Origin of the sequence: Streptomyces iranensis, assembly GCF_017874715.1 — a bacterium.
Classification (GTDB): domain Bacteria; phylum Actinomycetota; class Actinomycetes; order Streptomycetales; family Streptomycetaceae; genus Streptomyces; species Streptomyces iranensis.
On the sequence record NZ_JAGGLR010000039.1, the window covers coordinates 1 to 14,574 of the forward strand.

Consider the following 14,574-nt stretch of genomic DNA (forward strand, 5'->3'; position numbering starts at 1 on the left):
GCCCCCGCCGACCCGGCGCCCGGCGACGGGGCCGCGCTCCCGCCTCCTGCCCCGCTGCTCAATCGCGCCGAAGGCGCGAGACGAAAGCCGCACCCAGCCGACCTGAGCAGACCCAGCCGACCCAAGAACCTCAGCGCCCGGCGCGCTACGCGCGCTACGGCAGAAGCCCCGCCCGGCGGGCCTCGACCACCGCGTGGAGACGGGTGCGGGCCCCCAACTTCCGCATCGAGGACCGCAGATAGCTCTTGACCGTCTCCGGCCGCAAACCAAGCCGCTCCGCCGCCGCGGAATTCGTCGCCCCCGACGCCACACACGCCAGTACGTCCACCTCGCGCGGCGACAGCTCCACCCCGCTCGGGCGCTCCCGCTCGCGGCCGTGCCCGGACGAGGCCCTGGCCAGCCGGCCACAGGCGGTGAGTATCTCCGCCCGCAGCTGGGGGTCGGGCACCCGGTGCGCCAGGGCCCGCAGATCGCCATGGGCCTCGCGCACCTCCTCCCACACCGCCGGATCGGTCTCCTCCGTCGGCGGCGCCCACTGCGGCTGCGGCTGCCCCCGCAGCCCCCGCAGCCGCCGCTGCCGCGCCTCGGCCAGCAGCCGCTGCGCCTCGTCCCGCGCCGCCAGCTCCTGCGCCAGTTCGTGCTCCAGCGCCCGTTCCAGTTCGCGGGCCGCCTCCACGGCCGAGCCCAGCGCCCGGTCGCCGAGCACCAGCGGCTGGCGCAGCGCGCCGTACAACACCCCGCGCACCTGCCCGCGCACCACCACCGGCACCGCGAGCATCGAGCGCAGCCCCTCCGCGCCCACCGCCGCGTCGTATTCATGGCTGATCGCCCGCGAGGTGGGGTAGTCCGCCACTGAGATCGGCCGGGACATGGTGAGGACCTTGCCGCCCAGGCCGTTGCCGGGTGTGATGGCCAGTCCCCGCAGGGAGTTGGTCGTGGTGCCGGTGAGTTCCGAGATCCGGAACTGCCGTGCGCCAGAGAAGAGTCCGCCGAACGCGACGGGCAGTCCACCGCGCCGGCGCATCCGCTGGAGCGCGCTTCGCATGTCGGCGGCCCTGTCCGATCCCGCCCCGTCCGATCCCGCCACGGCCACCTCCCACATCCAGCGCCACCCCCGTCCGGGGGTAGTGAGACTCAGATCACCCGTCGCACGATGCTAGCGAGCGGTACGCCCTTCAGGAGGACAAGTGACAGCAATGAATCCGGCCCAGGACTTCCGCGTGGCACGGGACTTCCTGCTCGGTCACCGGGAGGACTACGTGGCGGCGTACGAGGGGTTCCGCTGGCCCCGCCCGGAGCGGTTCAACTGGGCCCTGGACTGGTTCGACGGGATCGCCCGGCGCAGCGGCGACCGTACCGCCCTGCACATCGTCGAGGAGGACGGCAGCGAGATCCGCCTGACCTTCGAGGAGCTGCGCCGCCGCTCCGACCGGGCCGCGAACTGGCTGCGCGAGCGGGGTGTGCGGGCCGGTGACCGCATCGTGGTCATGCTCGGCAACCAGGCCGAGCTGTGGGAGACCGCGCTCGCCGCGATGAAGCTGCGCGCCGTCGTCATCCCCGCCACCCCGCTGCTCGGGCCGCTCGACCTCGCCGACCGCATCGAGCGCGGCCGGGCGCGACATGTGATCGTGCGGGCCGGGGACACCGGCAAGTTCGCGGACGTGGCCGGGGACTACACCCGGATCGCGGTCGGCGGCGCGCCCGAGGGCTGGCTCGCCTACGAGGACGCGGGGACCGCCGCCATCACGGCAACCGGCACGGCAACCGGCACGGCAACCGGCACGGCGGGCACCACAGCGGGCGCCACGGACGACGGCGCCGGAGACGAAGGCGCCGGGGCCGACGAGACCTTCACCCCCGACGGGCCCACCCTCGCCACCGACCCCCTGATGCTGTACTTCACCTCCGGCACCACCGCCCGCCCCAAGCTGGTCGAGCACACTCACATCTCGTACCCCATCGGACATTTGTCGACGATGTACTGGATCGGGGTCGAGCCGGGCGATGTCCACCTCAACATCTCCTCCCCCGGATGGGCCAAGCACGCCTGGTCCAATCTCTTCGCCCCCTGGAACGCCGAGGCCACCGTCTTCGTCCACAACTACACGCGGTTCGACGCCACCCGCCTGATGGCCGAGATGGACCGCTGTGGCATCACCACCTTCTGCGCCCCGCCCACCGTCTGGCGGATGCTCATCCAGGCCGATCTCACCCAGCTGCGCACCCCGCCCCGGGCGGCCGTCGCCGCGGGCGAGCCGCTGAACCCCGAGGTCATCGAGCATGTGCGGCGCGCCTGGGGGGTCACGATCCGGGACGGCTTCGGCCAGACCGAGACCGCCGTTCAGGTGGCCAACACCCCCGGACAGCCGCTCAAGCCAGGTTCGATGGGACGGCCCACCCCCGGGTTCCGGGTCGTCCTGCTCGATCCGGTCACCGGCCGGCCCGGTGAGGAGGGCGAGATCTGCCTCGACCTCACCGGCCCCGAGGGCCGCCCGGTCGGCCTGATGACCGGCTACGAGGGCGACGAGGAGCGCACCGCCGAGGCCACCGCGGGCGGCTACTACCGCACCGGGGACATCGGCTCGCGCGACGCCGACGGCTACATCACCTACATCGGCCGCGCCGACGACGTCTTCAAGGCGTCCGACTACAAGATCTCCCCGTTCGAGCTGGAGAGCGCGCTACTGGAGCACGAGGCGGTCGCCGAGGCCGCCGTCGTCCCGGCCCCCGACCCGGTGCGGCTGGCCGTGCCGAAGGCGTACATCGTCCTCGCGGAGGGCTGGGAGCCCGGCCCGGACACGGCAAAGGCGCTGTTCGCGCACTCGCGGGCGGTGCTCGCGCCGTACAAGCGGATCCGCCGACTGGAGTTCGCCGACCTCCCCAAGACGGTTTCCGGGAAGATTCGCCGGATCGAGCTGCGTGAACGCACGGCACAAGGCGGCGGTATCGAGTTTCATGAGGAAATCTGATGACTGACGCTCATATGATGACCCACCCTCACGAACGTGAAGGCGTCCGTGACCTTGACACCAAGGAGCTGCCATGACCGACCTGACGTCCGACCCACCGAGCCCAGCCGGGCTCTCCTACGCCAGTGGAGTCGGTGACCTCCCACTGCTCGGCGACACCATCGGCGCCAATCTGGCCCGCGCCGTCGAGCTGTACGGCGAGCGCGACGCGCTCGTCGACATCCCCTCCGGCCGCCGCTGGACCTACGCCGAGTTCGGCCGGTCGGTGGAGGAGGTCGCGCTCGGGCTGATGGCCAAGGGGGTCGCCAAGGGCGACCGGGTCGGCATCTGGGCCGTCAACTGCCCCGAATGGGTGCTGTTGCAGTACGCGACCGCCCGCATCGGCGCCATCATGGTCAATATCAACCCCGCGTACCGCGTCCACGAGCTGCGGTATGTGCTCCAGCAGGCGGGCATCTCGGTCCTGGTCGCCTCCACCGAGCACAAGACCAGTGACTACCGCCGGATGGTCGAGCAGGTGCGCTCGGCCTGCTCCGCCCTGCGCGATGTCATCTACATCGGCGACCGGACCTGGGACATGCTGGTGCGCGCGGGAGCCGATGTCGCCCCCGGGCGGCTGGCCGAGCGCGAGTCCCGGATCGGCTGCGACGACGCGGTCAACATCCAGTACACCTCCGGCACCACCGGCTTCCCCAAGGGCGCCACCCTCTCCCACCACAGCATCCTCAACAACGGCTTCTTCGTGGGGGAGACGGTCCGCTACACCGCCCAGGACCGGATCTGTGTGCCGGTGCCCTTCTACCACTGCTTCGGCATGGTGATGGGCAACCTCGCGGCCACCACCCACGGCGCCTGCGTGGTCATCCCCGCCCCCACCTTCGACGCCGTCGCCACCCTCTCCGCCGTCGAACGGGAGCGCTGCACCTCGCTGTACGGCGTCCCCACCATGTTCATCGCCGAGCTGGCCCTGCCGGACTTCGCCACCTTCGACCTCACCTCGCTGCGCACCGGGATCATGGCCGGATCGCCCTGCCCGGTGGAGGTGATGCGGCGGGTGGTCGACGAGATGCACATGGCGGAGGTGTCCATCTGCTACGGCATGACCGAGACCTCGCCGGTCTCCACCCAGACCCGGCCCGATGACGACCTCATGCGCCGCACCTCGACGGTCGGCCGGGTGCTGCCGCATGTCGAGGTCAAGATCGTCGACCCGGTGACCGGGGCGACCGTGCCCCACGGCACCCGCGGCGAGCTGTGCACCCGCGGCTACTCGGTGATGCTCGGGTACTGGCAGGAGCCCGAGCGGACCGCCGAGGCGATCGACTCGGCGCGCTGGATGCACACCGGCGACCTCGCGGTGATGGACGACGAGGGATACGTCCAGATCGTGGGCCGGATCAAGGACATGATCGTCCGCGGTGGGGAGAACGTCTATCCGCGGGAGATCGAGGAGTTTCTGCACACCCACCCCAAGGTCGCGGATGTGCAGGTCGTCGGCGTACCCGACGAGAAGTACGGCGAGGAGATCCTGGCCTGCGTCATCCTGCGCGAGGGCGCCAGGACCCTCACCCGCGACGAGCTCGCCCGCTTCTGCCGGGGCCGCCTCGCCCACTACAAGGTCCCCCGCTATCTGCGGCTCATGGACGCTTTCCCGATGACGGTCAGCGGCAAGGTCCGCAAGGTCGAGCTGCGTGAGACGGCCGCCCGGGAGCTGCTGCCCGAGACCCGGTCCGAGGCCGATCCGGCCAGATCGGAAACGCTTGCCGAGCGCGCCGAACCCCAGGCCGCACCCAGCTGATGAGATGCGGGCCCCTCTACCACAGCAGGGGCCCACACCCCCGAGCCGGGAACGCCGTGTGCCACCGGCCTCCTGTCACCGAACGCCGTTCGGCAGACAGGACTTCACCCCGGATCGCGCGCCGCGGCTGAAGTAGGAGACCCGCTGGGAGGCGTCGCCGTGGTCGGAGACATCGGTCCACGGGGTCCGGTCGGCGAGCGCGGTCAGGGCGTCCGCCAGCTCCTCGGTGTCGCCGTCCTCGAAGGTGAGCGTCCCGTCCTGCGCGGCGCCGAAGAGGACCGCCCCGGCCAGGCAGTCGGCCTGGAGCTCACGGGCCAGATCGACCAACCCCGCGTCCAGCCGGTTCTGGACCGCGTGGCCCCACTCATGGGCGATCACCAGATAGACCCAGGCGTCGCCCCGCGCGTGACCCCAGCGCATCAGATCCATGTCCCACGCTATGTAGTCGCCGTCCGGGCAGTACACGGCGTTGTCGTCCGGGAGGGGCGCGTTGCCGCACACCGGAGTGCCGGGGGTGCCGCCGTCGTAGGCCCCCACGACCCGGGGCGGGCTGTAGCCGCCGGTGAACAGCTGGGACCAGTGGGTCTGCCAGTAGGTGTTGGTGACGGAGACCGCCGCCTGGATGTCCTCCTCCACGCTCCCTCCACCGTCGGGGCCGGCGCCGCCGGTCGGCGGGGCGGGCGTGCTGGACAGCGGGCCGGGCGCGGGCGAGGAGCTCTCCACCGTGGGGCGGGGCACATCGGCGCCCCCGCATCCGGTCACCAGGAGGAGGATCAGGACGGCGGCGAGAGCGGCCCATGACCTCGGATACCACGGAACAGCCATCGTTCGGCCTCCGGCCGGTCGAGCGGATGGGACGGGTGAACGGTGGGGGGTGGTCCCGCGGTGGTACATCAGCGGTCCCTCAAAGGAAGCGTTCCCCGGTCATGAGCACAAGAGCCGACCGGGTCAGCCGTCCGGCGGGCCCATCCGGATCAGTACGTCCGCCGGGTCGTTGACGGGCTGCGGGGTGCCGGTGAGATCCATGATGAACAGCGGCAGATGCAGCGCGTCGGCGCGCGCCCGCGCCTCCCGCGCATAGCCCGCGAGCGAGAAGAAGACGCTCATCGCCGACTTGTGGAGCCCGTTCAGCCACAGGCACTCGATGTCCCGCAGCCCGGTGGGGCGGGTGGTCGGATCGACCTGGGCGACCACGCCCGTCCCGTAGAGGTCCACTCCGGAGACGGCCCGGTCCTCCGAGGGCCGCAGGCTGTGGAAGCCGAGCCACTTCAGATACTGCGCGGCGGCGGTGACCGCGTCCCGCGCGGTACGGATCGTGACTGGCCGGAAGGCCGGGCGCCGCACCGCCGGGCCGCCGGGCCCGGCCGTCGCACCCGGGCCGACCGGGGGCGGCGCGGCGGCGACGGGGACGCGGACCACCGCGCCGCAGTCGCAGCCGAGCTCCGGCTGCGGCCAGTGGCCCTGGCGGCCGCAGGACGGGCAGTTCACCGCCACCCAGAGGTTCTCCCAGGTGCGGTGGCCGAGCTCCTCCGGGCTGCCGTCGCGGAGGACGGGGAGGGTGACCGGGGCGCCGCACGCACAGGGGAAGGCGGGCGGCGTGAACGACTGCTCGCGACGGCACGCGGGACAACGCACCGGCACGTGGTCTGTCATCGGGGCGCTCCGTGGGCGGAAGGCGGATGCGGTATCGGTCCATGCTCCCCGAAGCGGGCGGCCGCGGGGAGGGACTTGGGCGTTCTGACCCCCGTAGCGGGGGCGCCGTGTTAGGGCCTGTCGTCAAAGGGGGCGCCCTGCTCCCGACGCCTGGCACGGCGCCCCCAGCTACCGCTGGGAGGTGCCCCCGGCTGCGTTGTCGCGTCGCCCAAGTACGCCCAGTACGAGGGCGACGCTCCGCCTTGCCAGGCACCGCACCAGACTCCCCCAGCTACCGCTGGGAGGGGCCCCCTGCTCGCGGCCGGACGCCCCCTTTGACGACAGACCCTAGGCGGGACGCAGTAGGTTGGCGGCGTGAGATTGAGGGTTGAGTTCACCACCGAACCGTTCGACCTCGACGAGGTGCCGCCGCACGCCGTGACCGCCCGCGAGACCGTCCAGGCCGCCCCGCTGGACGCCGTGGACGTCGGCCCCTTCGGCAACACCGCCGAGGGCGGGGCGGAGGCGGTGCTGGAGACCGTCGACCGGCTGCTGCGCGGCTCCCTCGAAGCTGGTGCCACCCGGATCTCGCTCCAGGTCAGTGTCCTCGGGGAGGCCGAGGCGTGAGCGTACCGGCCGACCACCCCTTCGCCGCCGCGGTGAAGCCGCTCGTCGACGCCATGGGCGGCGAGATGATCGCCCCCGACCGGGCCCGGGGCGACGATGTGGTGCTCTCCTGGGAGGGCCGTCCGGTGGTCGCCGTAAGGCTGCCGCATCTGTCGGACTCGCTCGACCGCATCCTCGCCGACCTCCAGCGCCGCCACGGCGTACCGCTCTCGGCCCTGGACCGCAAGACCAAGCAGTCCGTGGTGCGCCAGCTCGAGCAGCGTGGCGCGTTCACGGTGCGCCATGGGGTCGAGACGGTCGCCGGGGCCCTCGGGGTGAGCCGCTTCACCGTCTACAACTACCTCAATCGCGAGAAGGGCGGGGACTGACCGCGCCCCGTTACGCGCCCGTCTCACGGACTGGCGGTGGGCTCCCGTTACCCAGAGTTTTCAACAAACTGTTGACGTTGGCGCGGGAGCCTCCTAGCTTGCGAGAGTGACTTCCAGTGCACCGCCGGGGCTGGCCCGGTTCAACGCGGTGGACGACCGGGACGCCGCCGCGATGCTGCGCGAGGTGTGCGCCAGCCGGGTCTGGGGCGCGGCGGTGGCGGCCGGGCGGCCGTACGCCACGGTCGGGGAGCTGCTCGACGCCGCCGACGCGGCCATGGCCGGGCTGACCGCCGCCGACCTGGCCGAGGCGATGGCCGCGCATCCGCCCATCGGGCGGCCGGCCCCGGGCGACGCGGCCTCGGCGCGGGAGCAGCGCGGGGTACGGGACGCGGAGCGCGCGGAGCTGCTGGAGCTGAACCTCGCGTACCAGGAGCGCCACGGCCATGTCTTCCTGATCTGCGCCACCGGCCGCACCGGCGAGGAGATGCTGGCCGCGCTGCGCGAGCGGATCCACCACGACGCCGACACCGAGCGCGACATCGTCCGCACCGAACTGGGAAAGATCAATCGCATCCGGCTGACCCGGCTGACGGAGACGCTGGCGGAAACCCGGGCGGAGACACTGACGGAAACCCGGGCGGAAACCCCGGCGGAAACCCTGGAGGCCCCGCGGGCCCCGGCGGAAGGAGAGCGGTGATGGCGAGCGGCGCCACCTCGGTGTCCACCCACATCCTGGACACCAGCATCGGCCGCCCCGCCGTGGGCGTGGTCGTCGAGCTGTCCGTCCGCTCGGGGCCCGGCGCGGAGTGGACGCCGCACGCCGACTCCCTCACCGACGCCGACGGGCGCTGCGGGGACCTGCCCGCCCTCCCCGAGGGCACCACCCACGCACGGCTGCGCTTCGAGACCGGGCCGTATCTGACCCACGCCTTCTTCCCGGAGGTCGCGGTCGCCTTCGCCGTCGAGCCGGGTGAGCACTACCACGTACCGCTGCTGCTCACCCCGTTCGGCTACTCCGTCTACCGAGGGAGCTAGCACCGATGCCCACGCTCGGCCCGAACAGTTACGGCAAAGCCGAAACCCGTGTCGTCCGGGTGGTGCGCGACGGCGCCGTGCACCACCTGAAGGACCTCAACGTCTCGGTGGCCCTCTCCGGAGAGATGGACGAGGTCCACCTCTCCGGCGGCAACGCCAACGTCCTGCCGACCGACACCACCAAGAACACCGTGTACGCCTTCGCCAAGGAGCACGGCATCGACACGGCCGAGGAGTTCGGCATCCGGCTGGCCCGCCACTTCGTCACCAGCCAGGAGCCCATCCACCGCGCCCGCGTCCGCGTCGAGGAGTACGCCTGGGAGCGGATCGGGACGGCCGGGCGCGCCGAGCACTCCTTCGTCCGCCGCGGCCAGGAGGTCCGCACCGCCCAGATCACCTTCGACGGCGAGCGCTGGGAGGTGGTCTCCGGGCTCACCGGCCTCACCGTCCTGAACACCACGGACTCCGAGTTCTGGGGCTATGTGAAGGACCGGTACACCACGCTTCCGGAGGCGCGCGACCGCATCCTCGCCACCGATGTGCACGCCCGCTGGCGCTACGGCTGGAGCGAGGACACCCGGCCGATGCCGGACTGGGACCACGGCCACGCCGAGGCGCGCGGCCATCTGCTGAGCGCGTTCGCCGAGACCTACTCGCTCTCGCTCCAGCAGACGCTCTATCAGATGGGCGCGCGGGTGATCGAGCACCGCCCCGAGATCGACGAGATACGCCTCTCGCTGCCCAACAAGCATCACTTCCTGGTCGATCTGGAACCCTTCGGCCTCACGAATGACAACGAGGTCTACTTCGCCGCCGACCGGCCGTACGGGCTCATCGAGGCCACCGTGGTGCGGGACGGCGCCGAGCCCCGGATCCCCACCGACTGACAGACCTCACCGATCCCCACCGACCGATACGACGGGAGGGCCACGCTCCGTGAACCGCATCGTCATCGAGAACTGCGCCGTCGCCACCGTGGACGCCCACGACACCGAGTACGCCTCCGGCCATGTCGTCGTGGCGGGCCACCGCATCGAGTCGGTGGGCGAGGGGCCCGCGCCGGAGGGGCTGGAGGGCGTCGTCCGCCGGGTCGACGGCACGGGGCATCTGGTCACCCCGGGCCTGGTCAACACCCATCACCACTTCTACCAGTGGCTCACCCGCGGCCTGGCCCAGGACAGCAACCTCTTCGACTGGCTGGTCGCGCTCTACCCCGTCTGGGCGCGGATCGACGAGCCGATGGTCCACGCGGCGGCCCGCGGCTCGCTCGCGATGATGGTGCGCGGCGGGGTCACCACCGCCATGGACCACCACTACGTCTTTCCGCGCGGCAGCGGCGATCTGCTGGGCGCCGAGATCCGCGCGGCGCGCGAGCTGGGGGTGCGGTTCACCGCCGCCCGCGGCTCCATGGACCTCGGCGCCTCCGACGGCGGTCTGCCGCCGGACTTCGCCGTGGAGTCCATGGAGGACGCGCTGGCCGCCACCGAGGCGGCCGTCGACACCCACCACGACCCGGCGTTCGACGCCATGCTGCGGATCGCGGTGGCGCCCTGCTCGCCCTTCTCCGTCTCCACCGAACTGCTCCGCGAGTCCGCGACGCTGGCCCGCCGCAAGGGCGTACGGCTGCACACCCACGGCTCGGAGACGGTGGAGGAGGAGAAGTTCTGCCATGAGCGGTTCGGAATGGGGCCGACCGACTACTTCGAATCCACCGGCTGGCTGGGCGAGGACGTGTGGATGGCCCACTGCGTCCATATGAGCGACACCGACATCCAGGCGTTCGCCCGGACCGGCACCGGGGTGGCCCACTGCCCCTCGTCCAACGCCCGGCTCGCCGCCGGGATCGCCCGCGTCCCCGATCTGCTCGCCGCGGGCGTACCGGTGGGCCTCGGCGTGGACGGCACCGCCTCCAACGAATCCGGTGAGCTCCACACCGAACTGCGCAACGCGCTGCTGATCAACCGGCTCGGCGGCCACCGCGAGAAGGCGCTGAACGTCCGTCAGGCGCTGCGCCTGGGCACCCACGGCGGTGCGCGGGTGCTCGGCCGCCAGGAGGAGATCGGCTCGCTGGAGCCGGGCAAACTGGCCGACCTGGTGCTGTGGAAGCTGGACGGCCTCGGCCACTCGTCCATCGCCGACCCCGTGGCGGCGCTCGTCCTCGGCGCCCCGGCCCCGGTGACCCTGTCCCTGGTGAACGGCGCTCCGGTGGTGGAGTCGGGCCGGCTGCTCACCGTGGACGAGGACCAGATCGCGCGGGAGGCCCGCACCGAGGCGCGGCGCCTGGCCCGTATCGCGGAAGAAGGCTGAACGCCGCAGCCGATACATCGGATGGGTCGCCGGGGTGGCCGCCTTACGGGCGCCATCAGCGGCCCGTCAGGGCGTTCGAGCCCCGTTGACATCCCATCTTTCCGGCTCTAGGTTCCCGTACGCGGCTGGCCAGCCCTCCTGTCCGACCACCCCACGAGCACAGGAGCCGCCATGCGTACGTCCAGACGACGGGCCGTCATCCCCCTCCGAGCGCTCAGCCTTCTGCTCGGCATGGTGCTGGCGACGATCCTCAGCGGCCCTTCCGCCGCCGCGACGCCGACGACGGCCCGGGAGCCCGGCCCCGGGACCGACTACGCGACCGACGATCCGTTCACCTCCGCCCGCACCGACTGGTGGCGGCAGGACCGCTTCGGGATGTTCATCCACTTCGGCGCCTACTCCCAGCTGGAGGGCGAATACCGGCGCGCGGACGGGACCGTCTGCCGTGACGCGGAGTGGATCAAGCGGAACTGCCAGATCCCGATGGACGAGTACGAGGACGCCGCCCAGGACTTCAACCCGTCGTCCTTCGACGCCAAGGCCATCGTCAAGGCGGCCAAGGACGCCGGGCAGCGCTATATCGTCATCACCTCCAAGCACCACGACGGCTATGCGATGTGGCCCACCAAGCAGAACAGCTGGAATCTGCGCGACCACTCCTCCTTCGACCAACGGCGCGACATCCTGGCCGAGTTGAAGTCCGCCGCGGACGCCGCCGGGATCAAACTCGGCTTCTACTACTCGATCTGGGACTGGCACGACCCCGACTTCGCCGACCCCGCCACCTTCCCGCGCTATGAGAAGCGGATGTACGCCCAGCTCAAGGAGCTGGTCGACAACTACGATCCGGCGCTGCTCTGGTTCGACGGGGAATGGGACGCGGACAACCCCACCAACCGCTGGTCCGCCCAGGACGGGGAGCGGCTCCAGTCGTATCTGCACGGGCTCGACCCCGATCTGATCACCAACAACCGGGTCGGCAAGCGGCGCGTGGTGGACGGCGACTACGGAACGCCCGAGCAGGAGATCCCGGACGCGCCCGTGGCCGGGCAGCTGTGGGAGAGCTGTATGACCCTCAACGGCCACTGGGGCTTCGCCAAGTACGACCAGGACTGGAAGTCGCCCACCACCCTCACCCGCAATCTCCTCGACATCGCGAGCCGCGGCGGCAACTACCTGCTGAATGTCGGCCCCGACAAACTGGGCCGCGTGCCCCAGCCCTCCGTGGACCGGCTGCGCGAGATCGGCTCCTGGCTGCGCACCTCCGGCCAGGGCCGCGCGGTGTACGGGGCCGGGGCCACCGGGCTGGTCGACGAGCCGTCCTGGGGCGCGGTCAGCCGGTCGGGCAACCGGCTGTACGCGTCCGTCACCTCCTGGCCCGCCGCCGGTCAGCCGCTCCACCTCACCGCGAAGGCGCCGTTCACGGTGGTCGGCGCCCGGGTGCTGGGCAGCGGACAGCGGGTCGAGGTGGCGACGGCGGGCGACGGTTTCGATCTCACCCCCTCCGGCGGGGCGGTCGACGACATCGCCTCGGTGATCGAGCTGACGGTGAAACCGGCCCCGGCCGCGCCCCAGGGGCGGGGCCAGGGGCTGCGGGAGGAGGCCTTCGCCAACGAGACCTTCACCGGACCGCCGGCCGTCACCCGGACCGACCCGGCCGTCAACCACACCTGGCGGTTCGCCGGCTCCCCGGCCGCCGACGTCCCCGCCGACCACTTCGGCGTCCGCTGGACCGGCTACCTCCAGCCCCGGCACAGCGAGACCTACACGCTCTCGACCGTCTCCGACGACACCGCGCGGGTGTGGATCGACGGCCGTCTGGTCATCGACAGCACCACCCCGCACGGTCCACAGGTCGACAAGGCGACCGTCGCGCTGCGCGCCGGAACGAAGCACGCCATCCGGATCGAGTACACCGAGCAGACCGGTGAGGCGCATATGAAGCTGCTGTGGTCCAGCCCCAGCGTGCCCCAGCAGATCGTGCCGCGCTCCCAGCTCTACACGCCGTAGGGACGGCCAGGCCCCGGACCGCATCGGTGGCGGTCCGGGGCCTCTCCTCCGCGTGAACGCGCCGCGTCAGTCCAGCAGTTCGTACGCGGGCAGGGTCAGGAACTCGGCGTAGTCCTCGTCCAGCGCGACCTTCAGCAGCAGATCGTGCGCCTGGCTCCACCTGCCCGCGGCGAAGGCGTCCTCGCCGACCTCCTCGCGGATCGCCGCCAGCTCCTCCGCGGCGACCTTACGGACACGATCGGCGGTGGCCTTCTCGCCGTTCTCGAAGACGATCCCCGCGTTGACCCACTGCCAGATCTGGGAGCGGGAGATCTCGGCGGTGGCCGCGTCCTCCATCAGGTTGAAGATCGCGACGGCGCCGAGGCCGCGCAGCCACGCCTCGATATAGCGGATGCCGACCTGGACGGCGTTGCGCAGCCCCTGATGGGTGGGGGTGGCGTCGAGCGAGGCGATGTCGATCAGCTCGGCCGCGGTGACCTGGACGTCCTCGCGCAGCCGCTCCTTCTGGTGCGGCCGGTCGCCGAGGACCGCGTCGAAGGAGGCGCGGGCCACCGGGACCAGATCGGGGTGGGCGACCCAGGAGCCGTCGAAGCCGTCACCGGCCTCACGGTCCTTGTCGGCCTTGACCTTGTCGAACGCGACGGCGTTGACCTCGGGGTCGCGCCGCGAGGGGATGAAGGCCGCCATGCCGCCGATCGCGTGCGCGCCGCGCTTGTGGCAGGTGCGGACGAGCAGTTCGGTGTAGGCGCGCATGAACGGGGCGGTCATCGTGACCGCGTTGCGGTCCGGCAGGACGAAACCGGGGCCGCCGTCGCGGAAATTCTTCACGATCGAGAAGAGGTAGTCCCAGCGGCCCGCGTTGAGCCCGGAGGCGTGGTCGCGGAGCTCGTAGAGGATCTCGTCCATCTCGTACGCCGCCGTGATCGTCTCGATCAGAACGGTGGCGCGGATCGTCCCTTGCGGAATGGAGAGGTGGTCCTGAGCGAAGACGAAGACGTCGTTCCAGAGGCGGGCCTCGAGGTGGGACTCGGTCTTGGGGAGGTAGAAGTACGGCCCCTGGCCCCGGGTGAGCAGCCGGCGGGCGTTGTGGAAGAAGTACAGCCCGAAGTCCACGAGGGCGCCGGGGACCGGGCGGCCGTCGGCGGAGCGCAGATGGCGCTCGTCGAGGTGCCAGCCGCGCGGCCGGGTGACGACGGTGGCGAGCGCGTCGTCGGGCCGCAGGGCGTAGCTCTTGCCCTCGGGGGAGGTGAAGTCGATCCGGCGCTCATAGGCGTCGATCAGATTCAGCTGGCCGCCGATCACATTCGCCCATGTCGGGGCGGAGGCGTCCTCGAAGTCGGCGAGCCAGACCTTGGCGCCCGAGTTGAGGGCGTTGATGGTCATCTTGCGGTCGGTGGGGCCGGTGATCTCCACCCGGCGGTCCTCCAGCGCGGGCGGGGCCGGGGCGACACGCCAGTCCGGGTCGTCCCGGATGTGGGCGGTCTCCGGGAGGAAGTCCAGGGTGCTGGTGCGGGCGATCTCGGCGCGGCGCTCCGCGCGGCGCGCGAGCAGCTCGTCCCGGCGCGGGGTGAAGCGGTGGTGGAGCTCGGCCAGGAAGGCCAGGGCCGCGTCGGTCAGCACCTCTCCCTGACGCTCCAGCGGTTCGGCGTCGACGATGGCCAGCGGGGACGGCGCTGGTGCGGACATGGGCTGTCACTCCTTGGGCGAGTCTGGCTGGACGCTCGCGATACCTCTGCTTTGCGGATAATAAGTTTCTCATGGTGGAAGTTCAATCTTCCGTTGAACCGCTGGTGGAGGTTCGATGTTCTGTTGGACCGTCGCGTCGCCT

General features: G+C 71.5%; 13 protein-coding genes. 9 read left to right on the forward strand and 4 right to left on the reverse strand.

What is annotated here, in order from left to right:
* Positions 1-154: 154 nt before the first annotated feature.
* Complete coding sequence (locus J2Z30_RS46025; RefSeq protein ID WP_245389240.1) at positions 155-1,045, reverse strand: helix-turn-helix transcriptional regulator; 891 nt, start codon at positions 1,043-1,045, stop codon at positions 155-157.
* Positions 1,046-1,196: 151 nt separating this feature from the next.
* Between J2Z30_RS46025 and J2Z30_RS46030 the strand changes: the two genes are divergently transcribed.
* A complete protein-coding gene (locus tag J2Z30_RS46030) occupies positions 1,197-2,969 on the forward strand; it encodes an AMP-binding protein (protein ID WP_044569129.1) in 1,773 nt (590 codons plus the stop codon).
* Between the two features lie 73 nt (positions 2,970-3,042).
* Positions 3,043-4,767, forward strand: a complete 1,725-nt coding sequence (locus J2Z30_RS46035; RefSeq protein ID WP_044569128.1) for an AMP-binding protein — start codon at positions 3,043-3,045, stop codon at positions 4,765-4,767.
* A 75-nt stretch (positions 4,768-4,842) separates the two neighbouring features.
* Here J2Z30_RS46035 and J2Z30_RS46040 read toward each other — a convergent pair whose 3' ends face one another.
* Both J2Z30_RS46040 and J2Z30_RS46045 read right to left on the reverse strand, forming a co-directional pair.
* Entirely contained in the window at positions 4,843-5,592 is a 750-nt protein-coding gene (locus J2Z30_RS46040) for a neutral zinc metallopeptidase (protein WP_044569127.1), read from the reverse strand.
* 123 nt (positions 5,593-5,715) lie between these two features.
* A complete protein-coding gene (locus J2Z30_RS46045; protein ID WP_044569126.1) occupies positions 5,716-6,420 on the reverse strand; it encodes a hypothetical protein in 705 nt (234 codons plus the stop codon).
* Between the two features lie 354 nt (positions 6,421-6,774).
* Here J2Z30_RS46045 and J2Z30_RS46050 point away from each other — a divergent pair, with 354 nt between their 5' ends.
* The 7 genes from J2Z30_RS46050 to J2Z30_RS46080 all read left to right on the forward strand — a co-directional run bounded on the left by J2Z30_RS46050 (position 6,775) and on the right by J2Z30_RS46080 (position 12,746).
* Positions 6,775-7,026, forward strand: a complete 252-nt coding sequence (locus J2Z30_RS46050; protein ID WP_044569125.1) for a hypothetical protein — start codon at positions 6,775-6,777, stop codon at positions 7,024-7,026.
* Positions 7,023-7,394, forward strand: coding sequence for a helix-turn-helix domain-containing protein (locus J2Z30_RS46055; RefSeq protein ID WP_044569123.1), 372 nt, complete (start codon positions 7,023-7,025; stop codon positions 7,392-7,394). The genes J2Z30_RS46050 and J2Z30_RS46055 overlap by 4 nt, the downstream gene beginning before the upstream one ends.
* Positions 7,395-7,500: 106 nt before the next feature.
* Positions 7,501-8,091 carry a 2-oxo-4-hydroxy-4-carboxy-5-ureidoimidazoline decarboxylase gene (uraD, locus tag J2Z30_RS46060; RefSeq protein WP_078956573.1) on the forward strand — a complete coding sequence of 197 codons (591 nt, stop codon included), beginning with the start codon at positions 7,501-7,503 and terminating at the stop codon, positions 8,089-8,091.
* Positions 8,091-8,429: a hydroxyisourate hydrolase gene (uraH, locus tag J2Z30_RS46065; protein WP_037949319.1), complete on the forward strand. Its 339-nt coding sequence runs from the start codon at positions 8,091-8,093 to the stop codon at positions 8,427-8,429. The genes uraD and uraH overlap by 1 nt, the downstream gene beginning before the upstream one ends.
* Before the next feature lie 5 nt (positions 8,430-8,434).
* Positions 8,435-9,316: a factor-independent urate hydroxylase gene (gene pucL / locus J2Z30_RS46070; RefSeq protein ID WP_044569121.1), complete on the forward strand. Its 882-nt coding sequence runs from the start codon at positions 8,435-8,437 to the stop codon at positions 9,314-9,316.
* 49 nt (positions 9,317-9,365) lie between these two features.
* Positions 9,366-10,736: an 8-oxoguanine deaminase gene (locus J2Z30_RS46075; protein WP_044569120.1), complete on the forward strand. Its 1,371-nt coding sequence runs from the start codon at positions 9,366-9,368 to the stop codon at positions 10,734-10,736.
* Between the two features lie 171 nt (positions 10,737-10,907).
* On the forward strand, positions 10,908-12,746 hold the full coding sequence (locus tag J2Z30_RS46080; RefSeq protein ID WP_044569119.1) for an alpha-L-fucosidase: 1,839 nt from the start codon (positions 10,908-10,910) through the stop codon (positions 12,744-12,746).
* Between the two features lie 66 nt (positions 12,747-12,812).
* On the opposite strand, the gene aceB is transcribed toward J2Z30_RS46080, so the two are convergent.
* Positions 12,813-14,432 (reverse strand): malate synthase A, encoded by a 1,620-nt coding sequence (gene aceB, locus J2Z30_RS46085; RefSeq protein ID WP_044569116.1) that lies wholly within the window; start codon positions 14,430-14,432, stop codon positions 12,813-12,815.
* Positions 14,433-14,574 lie beyond the last annotated feature (142 nt).

What these genes read in the sequence shown, in the direction of transcription:
- J2Z30_RS46025 (WP_245389240.1), bottom strand. Translation starts at nt 1,045, where the DNA reads ATGCGAAGCGCGCTCCAGCGGATGCGCCGGCGCGGTGGACTGCCCGTC.
- J2Z30_RS46030 (WP_044569129.1), top strand. Translation starts at nt 1,197, where the DNA reads ATGAATCCGGCCCAGGACTTCCGCGTGGCACGGGACTTCCTGCTCGGT.
- J2Z30_RS46035 (WP_044569128.1), top strand. Translation starts at nt 3,043, where the DNA reads ATGACCGACCTGACGTCCGACCCACCGAGCCCAGCCGGGCTCTCCTAC.
- J2Z30_RS46040 (WP_044569127.1), bottom strand. Translation starts at nt 5,592, where the DNA reads ATGGCTGTTCCGTGGTATCCGAGGTCATGGGCCGCTCTCGCCGCCGTC.
- J2Z30_RS46045 (WP_044569126.1), bottom strand. Translation starts at nt 6,420, where the DNA reads ATGACAGACCACGTGCCGGTGCGTTGTCCCGCGTGCCGTCGCGAGCAG.
- uraH (WP_037949319.1), top strand. Translation starts at nt 8,091, where the DNA reads ATGGCGAGCGGCGCCACCTCGGTGTCCACCCACATCCTGGACACCAGC.
- pucL (WP_044569121.1), top strand. Translation starts at nt 8,435, where the DNA reads ATGCCCACGCTCGGCCCGAACAGTTACGGCAAAGCCGAAACCCGTGTC.
- J2Z30_RS46080 (WP_044569119.1), top strand. Translation starts at nt 10,908, where the DNA reads ATGCGTACGTCCAGACGACGGGCCGTCATCCCCCTCCGAGCGCTCAGC.
- aceB (WP_044569116.1), bottom strand. Translation starts at nt 14,432, where the DNA reads ATGTCCGCACCAGCGCCGTCCCCGCTGGCCATCGTCGACGCCGAACCG.